Consider the following 13,872-nt stretch of genomic DNA (forward strand, 5'->3'; position numbering starts at 1 on the left):
CTCCCCAAGGGAGAGGGAATAAAATGCACAAAAAACAAAGCCCGGTTTCCCGGGCCTTGAACACAACAGCAAACTCAGTAATAGGCTTGCAGCGTCCGCTGACAGAGCGCCGAACGCACGCAATCCTCTTTGGTAAAGCGTACCACCCCAATCATCTCATCTTCCTCAAAACGTGACATGGCGTCGCTCAGTCCGGATTTCACGCCGGACGGCAGGTCGCACTGGGTAATATCGCCGTTAACGATAACCGTCACGTTCTCCCCGAGGCGCGTTAAAAACATCTTCATTTGCGCAGCGGTCACGTTCTGAGCCTCGTCAAGAATGACGACCGCATTTTCAAATGTACGTCCGCGCATATAGGCGAACGGCGCGATTTCCACCTTGCCAATCTCTGGTCGCAGGCAGTACTGCATAAAGGATGCGCCCAGACGTTTCACCAGCACGTCATAGACGGGCCTGAAGTACGGGGCAAACTTCTCCGAAATATCTCCGGGTAAGAAACCGAGATCTTCATCAGCCTGCAGTACCGGACGGGTCACAATGATTCTTTCCACGTCCTTATGGATCAGCGCTTCCGCCGCTTTGGCCGCACTGATCCAGGTTTTCCCGCATCCGGCTTCACCGGTTGCAAAGATGAGCTGTTTACTCTCGATAGCATTCAGGTAGTGCGCCTGAGCCTCATTGCGCGCCACAATTGGAGAATTATCACGGCTGTCACGGGCCATGCCAATTGCTTCTACGCCACTCATCTGCACAAGCGAGGTGACCGATTCTTCTTCACGCTGTTTATGGCTACGTGAATCCCGTCTCAGCACACGTTTTGCTTCGCGACGAGCTTTGATCACTGCTTTTTGTCTTCCCATGGATAGCACCTTGAGTTGTTGGTATTCATCACACGCGCCAGCTTCGGCACGATTATGCGCACGAACATCAGAGGGTTGGCTTCCTTGTAAGCCATTGCTTGCTTTATCGGATGACGATACGGAACAGCTACGCGCACCGTTCTGCACGTCGGTCGAATCAGATTCTTGAGGGATGGGGGAGAATTTAGTGGTGAGGAAATCGCTGCCGGAGTCTGAGCCTCCGCGCCGGGTGCTGCGGTTGTTATGTTTACCTTGTCCAGTACAGGACGCAACCATTCGCGATCTCCATAGTGATTCAGCATCACTGCCGGGAACTACCGCTGTCTTATCTTAAGTACATCAGGAGTTATCATAAATGCAACATTTATTTTACCTGAATGCAACTTTTAGGACTGTCCCTACAGTGGAAATCAGTCTCATACAGAAATATTACAGAAATATAACAGCAGGATAGTCATATGAAAAAATAATGTCCCCGCGAACGGTTGCGGGGACAATTATCAGGCTTCAATAAGACCCTGAGCGAGATACGCGTTGCTGTCGCGCACGCCTGGCAGAGCAAAGAAATAGCCGCCGCCGATAGGTTTAATGTACTCTTCCAGCGCTTCGCCGTTTAAGCGCTTCTGTACCGTCAGGAACCCCTTCTCGAGATCGTGCTGGTAGCATACGAACAGCAGCCCCATATCGAGCTGACCGGAGTTGGTCACCCCGAGCGAGTAGCTGTATCCCCGGCGCATCATCAGGCTCGACTGCGTCTCTTTGGTGCGCGGGTTGGCCAGACGAATATGGCTGTCGAGCGCAATCACATCGCCATTCGGATCGCTGGCGTAGTCGGGCACGTCATGCTCATTCTTCATGCCGAGCGGTGCGCCGCTTTGCTTATCACGACCAAAGATCGTCTGCTGCTCTTTGAGAGGCGTACGGTCCCAGAACTCAACGTGGAACTGAATAATTCGCACCGCCTGGTAACTTCCGCCGACCGCCCATGCCGGCTCGCCCTGCTCGGCAGTAACCCACACCACCTCTTTCATCAGCGCACCATTTTGGCTGTCCGGGTTAGCCGTGCCGTCCTTAAAGCCCAACAGGTTGACAGGCGTCTCCTTGCCTTTGCTGCGGGCGGCATGGTCTGAGATAAACCCTTCCCGCTTCCAGCGCACGCTGAGCAGATCCGGCGTGTGCTTGATGATGTCGCGCAGGGCGTGGATCACCGTGTCCTGCGTATTGGCGCAGATCTGCAGGAGCAGATCGCCGTGGCAGAGGGCAGCATCGAGCGAGTCATTAGGGAAACGCGTCATTTTTTGCAGCGCTTTCGGCTTCTGTTTTGCCAGCCCGTAACGCGCATCAAACAGCGATTCCCCGAGCGAAACGGTAATGGTCAGGTTATCCGGGGCGATAAACGGCCCCAGAATACCGGAGTCCATGGGCGGCAGCCGCGGGTTCGGCGTGTCGGGAGCCGGTCCCCCCGCCGTGAGAAACGCGATGCGCGTGGTCAGCAGGCGGAACAGACGCTCCAGGTCAGCTTTATCGCTGGCCAGCGAATCAAAGGCCACCAGCATCATGGCGGCCTGCTGTGGGGTCAGAATGCCAGCCTGATGCTCGCCATAAAACGGCTGCGTCTCCATGCGGGCATTGGGTGACAGCGTGCCGGGCGCGCTTTGCGGTTTCGCCGCATGCGCCACCGGACACCCGCCCGCCAGAGCAAAGGCGCCACCCAGCGCCCCGACCCCTTTTAACAACCGACGACGGGAAGGCTCAGCCACATCGTTCTCGTTATGCTTATTCATGGTGCTTAGTCCAGACCCAGTACGCCGCGCAGCAGGGAGAGATCTTCCGCCAGGGCGGTAATCGGGCCTTTCAGCGCGTTACGGTCGGCATCGGTCAGCTTGTCGTAGGTTTCAAAGCCTTCTTTGGTACGGTACTTCGCCAGAATGGTGTCGACCTTTTTGAAGTTGGCGTCCACTTTCGCCAGCAGTTCGCCGTTCTCTTTCTGCAGCTGAGGACGCAGCAGGTTAACAATTTTCTGCGCGCCGTCGACGTTAGCCTGGAAGTCCCACAGATCGGTATGGCTGTAGCGGTCCTCTTCACCGCTGATTTTGCTCGCGGCCACTTCTTCAATCAGACCGGCCGCACCGCCCACCACTTTTGACGGCGGGAAGGCCAGCTCGCTGATGCGCTTTTGCAGTTCCAGCACGTCGCTGTTCAGCTGGTCGGCATACTTCTCCATCCCTTTGGTGGTGTTATCGCCGAACAGGGCCTTCTCCAGACGGTGGAAACCGGTGAATTTTGGATCGGCGGCTTTCTGCTCGAAATCATCTTCGCGGGCATCAATGCTGCCATCCAGATCGGAGAACAGCTCGGCAATCGGTTCGATACGCTCGTAGTGCTGACGGGTCGGCGCATAGAGGGATTTCGCTTTTTCGATGTCACCGGCTTTCACCGCATCGGTAAAGGCTTTGGTTGCCGCCGCCAGATCCGCCGTCTCTTTTGTGACATACGCTTTATACGCGGTAATGGCCTCACCCAGGCTCAGCACCGCAGCGCCTTTCGCCGCATCGGCCGTTGCTTCACCTTTGACGATGAGCTTTCCTTTCGGGTTGGTCAGCAGGCCGCAGGTCATCTCATATTCGCCCGGCTGCAGGTTAGCGGTCATCTTCTGGCTGAAGCCAGGGGCGATGTTTTCGCGCTCTTCCACCACCAGAACCCCTTTCAGGATCTCCCACTCCAGCGCTTTCTGGCTATGGTTCTGAATAATGAACTGGGTTTTGCCGCTGTTCACCGTGAGCGTCATCGGCTCACACTGTTTGTCATTGACGGTCACTTTAACCTGAGGAACATCCGCGCCCCAGGCGGAGAATGCAGAAGCGAACAGCGCGGCAATGCCTGCGCATAACGCACTACGACGGAACTGAATTGCCATGACTCTTCCCTTTAAAAGTATGTTGTAACTAAAACTAAAATTATGGCGTAACGCGCGACGCCTGCGTGCCGGTGCGCGGCGGCAGAGCAAACAGCACCAGCGCCGGAACCAGATAAATAAAGTACATCGCCACTTCACTGACGCTCGGCGTTTCCTGGTAACCGAAGATACCTTCGAGCAGGGTGCCGGTTAGCGAGTGCGTGGAGAGAACGTTGCTAAGGTCAAACGCCACGTCCTGGAAATGGTTCCACAGGCCTGCTTCATGGAAGGCGCGAATTGCCCCCGCCGCCAGCCCCGCCGCCACCAGCAGAATAAACAGGCTGGTCCACTTGAAGAAGGCGCCCAGGTTAAGGCGAATACCGCCCCAGTAGAGCAGGAAACCGAGCACCACGGCGGTGGCAAGGCCCAGCAAGGCGCCTACCGGTGGCCAGATCCCCACATCCTGCTGGAATGCCGCCAGCAGGAAGAAAACCGACTCCAGCCCTTCACGCGCGACGGCGAAAAAGACCATCATGATCAGCGCCCAGCCGTGGTTATTGCCCTTTTGCAGCGCGTTATCCACCGCCTGTTCCAACTGCACCTTCACGTTACGCGAGACTTTACGCATCCAGAACACCATCCAGGTGAGGATCACCACCGCAATCACAGCGACGATACCTTCAAACAGCTCCTGCTCTTTCTGCGGGAACTCCCCGGTGGTTTCGTTGATAAGGATACCCAGGCCCAGACAAAGCGCCGCGGCAAGGAATACCCCGACCCACATCACGCCAATCCAGCGCCCACGCTGGGTTCGCTTCAGATAACTGGCGATGAGGCTAACGATGAGGGCAGCTTCGAGCCCTTCACGTAACATAATGAGAAATGGAACAAACATGCCGACACCTTAAATGTTTATCGCGGTCAACTGATGCAAAGAAAGGTAAATTCTTGTGATAGTGATTATCATTACCGCGAAAAGAAACACAAGCGAAATGTACGCTGTTTTGATGACGAGTTGTAAACGCAAAGCCTGATAATAATGACGTACGTAACGTTCAGGTTTATAAGTTATAACGAAAATGCCCATTTACGCTGATTCAGGGCTGTGGCTAAATATCCGCCTCGCAACCTAACTGAAAATAAACCATGTTTAAAATTGTCCATTTCCTGCTGGCGCTGGTGATTATTCTTGCGCTGGCCTGGCTTACGAGTTTTGACCGCCGAAAAATTCGCCTTCGTTTTGTTTTACAGCTGATTGTTATTGAAATTGCGCTGGCGTTCTTTTTCCTGCATGCCGAAAGCGGGTTATTCCTGATTAAATACGTATCCGGATTTTTTGAGTCACTGCTCAAATTTGCCAGCGAAGGCACCAATTTCGTCTTTGGCGGAATGGGGGAAAAAGGGCTGGCGTTCATTTTCCTCGGCGTGCTTTGCCCGATTATTTTTATTTCCGCGCTGATTGGTATTCTTCAGCACTGGCGCATTCTGCCGATTTTTATTCGGGTGATTGGCACGCTGCTGTCCAAACTGAACGGTATGGGCAAGCTGGAATCCTTTAACGCGGTGAGTTCGCTGATCCTCGGTCAGTCTGAAAACTTCATTGCCTACAAAGGCGTGCTGGGCGATCTCTCCTCACGCCGTCTGTTCACCATGGCGGCCACGGCCATGTCGACGGTCTCCCTGTCGATTGTCGGCGCCTATATGACCATGCTCGATGCCAAATATGTCGTCGCGGCACTGATTCTCAACATGTTCAGCACCTTTATTATTCTCTCGGTCATCAACCCGGCGCGCCCGGAAGCGGAGGCGGAGGTTAAGCTCGAAAAACTGCATGAATCCCAGAGTTTCTTTGAGATGCTCGGCGAATATATTCTGGCCGGTTTTAAAGTGGCGATGATTATTCTGGCCATGCTGATCGGCTTTATCGCCCTTATTAGCGCCGTTAACGCCCTCTTCTCCAGCGTATTTGGCATGAGCTTCCAGCATATCCTGGGGTATGTATTTTATCCCCTGGCGTGGCTGGTGGGGATTCCGCTCAGTGACGCCTTAAACGCGGGCAGTATTATGGCAACCAAACTGGTGGCGAATGAATTTGTGGCGATGATTGAGCTGCAAAAAATCGCGCATCAGATGTCCCCGCGCGGGCTGGGGATTTTATCCGTCTTCCTGGTGTCGTTTGCGAACTTTGCCTCCATCGGCATCGTGGCGGGCGCGATCAAGGGCCTGAACGAGCAGCAGGGGAACGTGGTGTCGCGTTTCGGTCTGCGTCTGGTCTACGGCGCGACGCTGGTGAGTTTGCTGTCGGCGAGCTTTGCGGGGTTGGTGTTGTAATTTTTTTGCCGGGTGACGCGCAGCGATCCCGGCCTACGGTACAACAACGGCGGGTAATCCCGCCGTTTTTCATTAAAACTGTACGCACACCGGCTGGTCAACACGCATCACCGACTCCTGCGCAAAGCGGGACTTATATATCCCGCGTAACGCTTCGATGTTCTTCTCGCTCTGCGCATCGTTACCGTGGATCAGCATCAGCGCCTTGCTCGGTTCACGCGCCACTTTCCCGTCGTTCCCCAGCCACTGCCCCCGCGCGTCAAACACCGTTAAGCCATCGCGAAAACGCGGCGTCACGTCCTGGTCGACAAACTGCTGCCATTCATTGCTGGTGATCTGCGCCCCGGCCGGGCGATTCAGTCCGAAATAGAGCGTGGTTTGCTGCATCTGGTTATCCGCTTTGCAGGTTTCAACCGTAGCGTGCTGCGACGGTACGGTGCAGCCTGCCAGCAGCAATAATGCCCCTGCCATTAACCCTGTTTTGATTGTCATATGTCGCTATCCTCATTGTTATAAGCACAGCGATATCAACGTAAATTGCAGAATTTAGCAAGAGAGGTTTATTCCCTCTCCCCTTTGGGGAGAGGGTTAAGGTGAGGGGGAGGATTAGTCAGGCTGCAGCTTAGACGGCGGTGCAGAGTGGTAGTGCGCGTCTGCTTCGGCAAAACGTTTCTGCATGGAGGCAGACGGTGCTTTACCCAGCAGGCTGAAGACCACGATACCGATACTGCCGAAGATGAAGCCTGGAATGATTTCGTACAGCCCCAGCCAAGCAAACTGTTTCCAGACGATAACGGTGACCGCACCGATAATCATCCCCGCCAGCGCGCCGTTACGGGTCATGCGTGACCACATAACGGAGAACAGCACCACCGGACCAAACGCCGCACCGAAGCCTGCCCACGCGTAGCTCACGAGGCCCAGCACGCGGTTTTCCGGGTTGGCCGCCAGCGCAATCGCCACCAGCGCCACCAGCAGCACCATAAAGCGCCCTACCCACACCAGCTCTTTCTGGCTCGCGCCCTTACGCAGGAAGGCTTTGTAGAGGTCTTCGGTGATCGCACTGGAGCAGACCAGCAGCTGACAGCTCAGGGTGGACATCACCGCCGCGAGAATGGCGGAGAGCAGAATACCGGCAATCCACGGGTTAAACAGAATCTGCGCCAGCTCGATAAACACGCGCTCGGCGTTCTGGTTCACCGCGCCCGCCTGCGCCGGGTTATTGCTGAAGTACGCGATACCGAAGAAGCCTACCGCACACGCCCCGGCCAGGCAGAGGATCATCCACGTCATACTGATACGACGGGCATGGACGATGGTGTGGTGAGAGTCCGCGGCCATAAAGCGCGCCAGAATGTGTGGCTGACCGAAGTAGCCCAGACCCCAGCCCATCAGCGACACGATGGCCACAAAGTTCAGCCCTTTAAGCATGTCGACGTTTTCAATGCTCTTCTGCTTGATCACTTCCAGCGATTCACCAAAGCCGCCGACGGTGAAAATCACAATCACCGGGGTCAGGATCAGCGCGAAAATCATCAGACTCGCCTGCACGGTGTCAGTCCAGCTAACGGCGAGGAAGCCGCCCACGAAGGTGTACAGAATAGTGGCGGCAGCACCGGCCCACAGGGCGGTTTCGTAGCTCATGCCGAAGGTGCTTTCGAACAGGCGCGCACCGGCCACAATGCCGGAGGCACAATAGATGGTAAAGAACAGCAGAATAACGACAGCAGAGATAATGCGCAGGATGCGGCTGTTATCTTCAAAGCGTCCGGTGAAATAATCCGGCAGCGTCAGGGCGTTATTGTTCGCTTCGGTATGCACGCGCAGACGGCCTGCCACCAGCTTCCAGTTGATCCATGCGCCCACGGTCAGACCGATGGCGATCCAGCTTTCGGAGATACCGGAGATGAAAATCGCCCCCGGCAGACCCATCAGCAGCCAGCCGCTCATGTCCGATGCGCCCGCCGAGAGTGCGGTCACCATCGGGCCTAAACTGCGTCCGCCCAGAATGTAGTCGTCAAAGTTTTTCGTTGAACGCCATGCCAAAAACCCTATCAGGATCATGCCAAAAATATAAACGAGAAATGTCACCAGCATCGGTGTGCTAATTGCCATTCAAATTCTCCAAAAGTGTCGAGCGACAACCATCCAGGTTGCCTTGTTATAAGATCACCGGAACGAGGTGATGGTATCTTGTGTTTCGGTTGGGCGCGCTATCCTGCCGTATGCGCCTCCCGCTGACAAACGATTTAACACTGCATTTACATCAATTTCATCCCCGGTTTGATACGAGTTTCCTATAGGTTGCACTCGCTCACGCTTTTACGGGTTGCACCTTTGAAAAGTGTTAACTCCCGCATAAAACCAGGCTTCCCGTCACTTGTCCGGTGCGTTTTTTCAGCTAACCATTCATTAACAATCCATTCATTTTCTGGGTTGCAGACCAGGTCACATTTAACACGGTTGCACAAAGTTGCAACATGGTGGATATTTCACGCTAACGACCAAACACGATGAAAGAACAACAGGAGCTTTGGCATGGGTATGACCACCATGGGGGTTAAGCTGGATGACGCAACCCGCGAACGGATTAAGACCGCAGCAACCCGCATTGACCGCACGCCGCACTGGTTAATTAAGCAGGCGATTTTTAACTACCTCGAAAGACTCGAGAGCGACGAGGGCCTGCCGGAGCTGCCTGCCCTGCTCGCCGGTGCCGCCAATGAAAGCGAGGAAGCACCGGTCACGGGCGACGAAACTCACCAGCCGTTCCTCGAATTCGCCGAGCAGATCCTGCCGCAGTCCGTCAGCCGCGCCGCCATTACCGCCGCATACCGTCGCGCCGAAACCGACGCGGTACCAATGCTGCTGGAGCAGGCCCGTCTGCCGGAGGAGATTGCCGCCCGGGCGCACAGCCTGGCGTATCAGCTGGCGGACAAACTGCGTAACCAGAAGACCGCCACCGGCCGCGCCGGGATGGTACAGGGTCTGCTGCAGGAGTTCTCCCTCTCTTCACAGGAAGGTGTGGCGCTGATGTGTCTGGCGGAAGCGCTGCTGCGTATTCCGGATAAAGCCACCCGCGACGCGCTGATCCGCGACAAGATCAGCAACGGTAACTGGCATTCGCACATTGGCCGCAGCCCGTCGCTGTTCGTTAACGCCGCGACCTGGGGCCTGCTGTTTACCGGTAAACTGGTCTCGACCCATAACGAAGCCAACCTCTCCCGCTCCCTGAACCGCATTATCGGTAAGAGCGGCGAGCCGCTGATTCGCAAAGGCGTGGACATGGCGATGCGTCTGATGGGCGAGCAGTTTGTGACCGGGGAGACCATTGCCGAAGCGCTGGCGAATGCCCGCAAACTGGAAGATAAAGGTTTCCGTTATTCCTATGACATGCTGGGCGAAGCCGCCCTGACCGCCGCCGACGCGCAGGCCTACATGGTTTCGTATCAGCAGGCAATTCACGCCATCGGCAAGGCCTCTAACGGCCGCGGTATTTATGAAGGCCCGGGCATCTCGATTAAGCTCTCCGCCCTGCACCCGCGCTACAGCCGCGCGCAGTACGACCGGGTAATGGAAGAGCTCTATCCGCGCCTGAAGTCCCTGACCCTGCTGGCGCGCCAGTATGATATCGGGATCAACATCGACGCCGAAGAGGCCGACCGTCTGGAGATCTCCCTCGACCTGCTGGAAAAACTGTGCTTCGAGCCGGAGCTGGCGGGCTGGAACGGCATTGGTTTCGTTATCCAGGCCTACCAGAAGCGCTGCCCGTTCGTCATTGATTACCTGATTGACCTCGCCAGCCGCAGCCGTCGCCGCCTGATGATCCGTCTGGTGAAAGGCGCCTACTGGGACAGCGAAATCAAACGCGCCCAGATGGAAGGGCTGGAAGGCTATCCGGTGTATACCCGCAAGGTTTACACCGACGTCTCTTACCTCGCCTGTGCGAAAAAGCTGCTTGGCGTGCCGAACCTGATCTATCCGCAGTTCGCCACCCACAACGCCCACACCCTGGCGGCGATTTACAGCCTGGCCGGGCAGAACTACTATCCGGGCCAGTACGAGTTCCAGTGCCTGCACGGCATGGGTGAACCGCTGTACGAACAGGTGACCGGGAAAGTGGCGGACGGCAAGCTCAACCGCCCATGCCGTATTTACGCCCCGGTGGGCACCCACGAAACCCTGCTGGCGTACCTGGTGCGTCGTTTGCTGGAAAACGGTGCGAACACCTCCTTCGTTAACCGCATCGCCGACACCACGCTGCCGCTGGACGAGCTGGTGGCCGATCCGGTACTGGCCGTTGAGAAGATGGCGGCTCAGGAAGGTCAGATTGGCCTGCCGCATCCGAAAATTCCCCTACCGCGCGAGCTGTACGGCAAAGGCCGCGTTAACTCGGCGGGTCTGGATCTTGCCAACGAACACCGTCTGGCCTCCCTCTCCTCTGCCCTGCTCAACAGCGCGCTGCAGAAATGGCAGGCCAAACCGATGCTGGAGCAGCCGGTTGCTGACGGTGAAATGCAGCCGGTGATCAACCCGGCGGAGCCAAAAGATATCGTCGGCTACGTGCGTGAAGCCACCGACGCGGAAGTAGAGCAGGCGCTGCAGAGCGCGGTGAACAACGCCCCTATCTGGTTCGCCACCCCGCCGCAGGAACGCGCCGCCATTCTGGAACGCGCGGCGGTGCTGATGGAAGATCAGATGCAACAGCTTATCGGCATTCTGGTGCGCGAAGCGGGGAAAACCTTCAGCAACGCCATTGCCGAAGTGCGCGAGGCGGTCGACTTCCTGCATTATTACGCAGGCCAGGTGCGCGATGATTTCGATAACGAAACCCACCGTCCGCTGGGTCCGGTCGTCTGCATCAGCCCGTGGAACTTCCCGCTGGCAATCTTCACCGGCCAGATTGCCGCCGCCCTGGCCGCAGGCAACAGCGTGCTGGCCAAACCGGCAGAGCAAACCCCGCTGATTGCCGCGCAGGGCATCAACATCCTGCTGGAAGCCGGCGTGCCGGCGGGCGTGGTTCAGTTGCTGCCAGGACGTGGTGAAACGGTAGGCGCCAGACTGACCGCCGATAACCGCGTGCGCGGCGTGATGTTCACCGGCTCAACCGAAGTGGCCTCCCTGCTGCAGCGCAATATTGCCACCCGTCTGGATGCGCAGGGTCGTCCGACTCCGCTCATCGCCGAAACCGGCGGGATGAACGCCATGATCGTCGACTCCTCCGCGCTCACCGAGCAGGTGGTGGTTGACGTGCTGGCCTCCGCCTTTGACAGCGCCGGTCAGCGCTGCTCCGCCCTGCGCGTGCTGTGCCTGCAGGATGACGTGGCCGACCACACGCTGAAGATGCTGCGCGGCGCGATGGCCGAATGCCGCATGGGCAACCCGGGCCGTCTCACCACCGACATCGGGCCGGTGATCGACGCGGAAGCGAAAGCCAATATCGAAAACCATATTCAGGCGATGCGCGCAAAAGGCCGTCCGGTGTTCCAGGCCGTGCGTGAAACCAGTGAAGATGCCCGCGAATGGCGTACCGGCACCTTTGTGCCGCCAACGCTGATTGAGCTGGCAAGCTTCGACGAGCTGAAAAAAGAGGTCTTCGGTCCGGTACTGCACGTGGTGCGCTACAACCGCAATAACCTCAACGCGCTGATTGAGCAGATCAACGCCTCCGGCTATGGCCTGACGCTCGGGGTGCATACCCGTATCGACGAGACCATCGCGCAGGTCACCGGTAACGCCAAAGTGGGTAACCTGTACGTTAACCGCAACATGGTCGGCGCGGTGGTGGGTGTGCAGCCGTTCGGCGGCGAAGGCCTCTCCGGCACCGGTCCGAAAGCGGGCGGCCCGCTCTACCTGTACCGTCTGCTGGCGAACCGTCCGGAGAACGCGCTGGGCGTAACGCTGGCGCGTCAGGACGCGGACTATCCGGTAGACGCGCAGCTGAAAACCGTGCTGACGCAGCCGCTGGAAGCCCTCATCACATGGGCGGAAAAACGTCCTGAACTGCGTGCCCTCGCACAGCAGTACGGCGAGCTGGCGCAGGCCGGTACGCAGCGTCTGCTGCCAGGGCCAACTGGCGAGCGCAACACCTGGACGCTGATGCCGCGCGAGCGCGTGCTGTGCGTGGCGGATAACGAGCAGGATGCGCTGGTGCAGTTGGCCGCAGCGATGGCAACCGGTTGTGAAGTGCTGTGGCCGGAAGATGCGCTGCACCGCGACCTGGCAAAACAGCTGCCGAAAGCGGTCTCGGCGCGCATTCACTTCGCGAAGGCCGATGCGCTGCTGACGCAGCCGTTTGACGCGGTGATCTATCACGGTGATTCTGACCAGCTGCGCGAACTGTGCGAGCAGGTGGCGGCCCGCAGCGGGGCGATTGTTTCGGTGCAGGGCTTCGCGCGCGGGGAAACCAACCTGCTGCTGGAGCGTCTGTACGTGGAACGTTCACTCAGCGTCAATACCGCGGCGGCAGGCGGTAACGCCAGCCTGATGACAATCGGCTAACGCTGTGCTAATAAGGCTCCGGAGACGGAGCCTTATTTAATTGGGGAGTGTATGAAACGATTTCTTATCGCAGGTGCAGCACTGCTGCTGAGCGCCAGCGCGCTGGCCGACGAGTGCGACAAAGCGACCACCCAGCTTGAACTGAATACCTGTAGCGCGCAGCAGTATCAGGCTGCCGATAAAAAGCTCAACCAGACGTATCAGGCGGCCATCAAGCGCGCGGCAGCCCCTCAGCGCGAGCTGCTGAAAAAAGCGCAGCAGGCGTGGATTACCCTGCGTGATGCGGACTGTGCGTTTATCGGTTCGGGTACGGAAGGCGGCAGCATTCAGCCGATGATTGTTAATCAGTGCCTGGCGGAGAAAACCGCGGAGCGTGAAGCGTTTCTGGCCTCGCTGATGCAGTGTGAAGAGGGCGACTTAAGCTGCCCTCTCCCGCCGGGAAACTAACGCACGCGGATCCCTTCGATAATCATCCGCTGCACATTTTCCAGGGTGCTGTGGAAAAACGCTTCATCCTGAAGCGTTTTTCCGGTCACCGCCTCAACCTGGGCCGCAAAGTCAGCGTAATGCTGGGTTGAAGCCCAAATCATAAAGATCAGATGATGCGGGTCGACGGGCGCCAGCTTTCCGCTGGCCACCCATCCGGCAATAATGGCCGACTTGTCGTCCACCAGCTGTTTTAAATCCCCCGTCAGCTCCGCCTGCAGCAGCGGCGCGCCCTGCAGCATCTCCAGACAGAACAGCCTTGATGCTTGCGGATAATCGCGCGAGACCTCCAGCTTCAGGCGAATGTACTCTTTGATTGCCACCAGCGGGGCCAGCTCTTCACGAAACGCTTTCAGTGGCGCCAGCCAGATGTCGAGGATCTGCTGCATCACCGCGACATACAGCGCCTCTTTCGATGGGTAATAGTAGAGCAGATTGGTTTTGGACACCCCGGCCTGCTCCGCTACCTGCTCCAGGCGCGTGCCGTGCATACCAAACTGTGAAAAAGTCTCCAGCGCCGCGCTGAGGATCGCCTGCTTCTTGGCACTCACGGCCTGCGAACGTTTACCTGGTGTTTTCACTGCGCCTTGTGTCATTCCCGCTCTCCTTATTGGTTTGCCATAGCATAGCAAAAGCCCTGCTTTCTCTCGACATCCTGGGGTACAGAGTCTGTGCAAAATCGACAAGGAAAAGCTATTGTGGGAGGCCAATGCGAATGTGACTAACCGTTCTTTATAGCGGGTTCCTCGGCCCTTTAGACAGTCCGCTTTGTGCCACGAGCGGACGTTGAGGAGA

At 57.3% G+C, this 13,872-nt stretch carries 10 protein-coding genes; 3 read left to right on the forward strand and 7 right to left on the reverse strand.

The features are described 5' to 3' along the window. Positions 1-74: 74 nt before the first annotated feature. From phoH to efeU, 4 genes are all read right to left on the reverse strand, one after another. Positions 75-863, reverse strand: a complete 789-nt coding sequence (gene phoH, locus C5687_RS19625; protein ID WP_024908976.1) for a phosphate starvation-inducible protein PhoH — start codon at positions 861-863, stop codon at positions 75-77. A 500-nt stretch (positions 864-1,363) separates the two neighbouring features. Continuing rightward, positions 1,364-2,647, reverse strand: coding sequence for an iron uptake transporter deferrochelatase/peroxidase subunit (gene efeB, locus C5687_RS19630; protein ID WP_104557594.1), 1,284 nt, complete (start codon positions 2,645-2,647; stop codon positions 1,364-1,366). Positions 2,648-2,652: 5 nt separating this feature from the next. Further along, entirely contained in the window at positions 2,653-3,780 is a 1,128-nt protein-coding gene (efeO, locus tag C5687_RS19635; RefSeq protein WP_094918338.1) for an iron uptake system protein EfeO, read from the reverse strand. A gap of 40 nt (positions 3,781-3,820) precedes the next feature. Beyond that, complete coding sequence (gene efeU / locus C5687_RS19640) at positions 3,821-4,654, reverse strand: iron uptake transporter permease EfeU (protein ID WP_025755868.1); 834 nt, start codon at positions 4,652-4,654, stop codon at positions 3,821-3,823. A gap of 251 nt (positions 4,655-4,905) precedes the next feature. On the opposite strand from efeU, the gene C5687_RS19645 reads away from it, so the two are divergent. Continuing rightward, a complete protein-coding gene (locus C5687_RS19645; RefSeq protein ID WP_104557595.1) occupies positions 4,906-6,090 on the forward strand; it encodes a NupC/NupG family nucleoside CNT transporter in 1,185 nt (394 codons plus the stop codon). 72 nt (positions 6,091-6,162) lie between these two features. On the opposite strand, the gene C5687_RS19650 is transcribed toward C5687_RS19645, so the two are convergent. Together C5687_RS19650 and putP are read right to left on the reverse strand one after the other, a co-directional pair. After that, entirely contained in the window at positions 6,163-6,582 is a 420-nt protein-coding gene (locus C5687_RS19650) for a DUF3574 domain-containing protein (protein ID WP_025755870.1), read from the reverse strand. Between the two features lie 114 nt (positions 6,583-6,696). Continuing rightward, on the reverse strand, positions 6,697-8,205 hold the full coding sequence (gene putP, locus C5687_RS19655) for a sodium/proline symporter PutP (RefSeq protein WP_095440999.1): 1,509 nt from the start codon (positions 8,203-8,205) through the stop codon (positions 6,697-6,699). Between the two features lie 423 nt (positions 8,206-8,628). On the opposite strand from putP, the gene putA reads away from it, so the two are divergent. Continuing rightward, the gene (putA, locus tag C5687_RS19660) at positions 8,629-12,591 is read left to right on the forward strand and encodes a trifunctional transcriptional regulator/proline dehydrogenase/L-glutamate gamma-semialdehyde dehydrogenase (RefSeq protein WP_104557596.1); all 3,963 of its coding nucleotides are present in this window, start codon (positions 8,629-8,631) and stop codon (positions 12,589-12,591) included. A 51-nt stretch (positions 12,592-12,642) separates the two neighbouring features. After that, positions 12,643-13,038, forward strand: a complete 396-nt coding sequence (locus C5687_RS19665; protein WP_104557597.1) for a lysozyme inhibitor LprI family protein — start codon at positions 12,643-12,645, stop codon at positions 13,036-13,038. On the opposite strand, the gene rutR is transcribed toward C5687_RS19665, so the two are convergent. Beyond that, positions 13,035-13,673 carry an HTH-type transcriptional regulator RutR gene (gene rutR / locus C5687_RS19670; RefSeq protein ID WP_104557598.1) on the reverse strand — a complete coding sequence of 213 codons (639 nt, stop codon included), beginning with the start codon at positions 13,671-13,673 and terminating at the stop codon, positions 13,035-13,037. The genes C5687_RS19665 and rutR overlap by 4 nt on opposite strands. Between the last annotated feature and the right edge of the window lie 199 nt (positions 13,674-13,872).

Origin of the sequence: Enterobacter sichuanensis, assembly GCF_002939185.1 — a bacterium.
GTDB classification, from domain to species: domain Bacteria; phylum Pseudomonadota; class Gammaproteobacteria; order Enterobacterales; family Enterobacteriaceae; genus Enterobacter; species Enterobacter sichuanensis.

What these genes read in the sequence shown, in the direction of transcription:
- phoH (WP_024908976.1), bottom strand. Translation starts at nt 863, where the DNA reads ATGGGAAGACAAAAAGCAGTGATCAAAGCTCGTCGCGAAGCAAAACGT.
- efeB (WP_104557594.1), bottom strand. Translation starts at nt 2,647, where the DNA reads ATGAATAAGCATAACGAGAACGATGTGGCTGAGCCTTCCCGTCGTCGG.
- efeO (WP_094918338.1), bottom strand. Translation starts at nt 3,780, where the DNA reads ATGGCAATTCAGTTCCGTCGTAGTGCGTTATGCGCAGGCATTGCCGCG.
- efeU (WP_025755868.1), bottom strand. Translation starts at nt 4,654, where the DNA reads ATGTTTGTTCCATTTCTCATTATGTTACGTGAAGGGCTCGAAGCTGCC.
- C5687_RS19645 (WP_104557595.1), top strand. Translation starts at nt 4,906, where the DNA reads ATGTTTAAAATTGTCCATTTCCTGCTGGCGCTGGTGATTATTCTTGCG.
- C5687_RS19650 (WP_025755870.1), bottom strand. Translation starts at nt 6,582, where the DNA reads ATGACAATCAAAACAGGGTTAATGGCAGGGGCATTATTGCTGCTGGCA.
- putP (WP_095440999.1), bottom strand. Translation starts at nt 8,205, where the DNA reads ATGGCAATTAGCACACCGATGCTGGTGACATTTCTCGTTTATATTTTT.
- putA (WP_104557596.1), top strand. Translation starts at nt 8,629, where the DNA reads ATGGGTATGACCACCATGGGGGTTAAGCTGGATGACGCAACCCGCGAA.
- C5687_RS19665 (WP_104557597.1), top strand. Translation starts at nt 12,643, where the DNA reads ATGAAACGATTTCTTATCGCAGGTGCAGCACTGCTGCTGAGCGCCAGC.
- rutR (WP_104557598.1), bottom strand. Translation starts at nt 13,673, where the DNA reads ATGACACAAGGCGCAGTGAAAACACCAGGTAAACGTTCGCAGGCCGTG.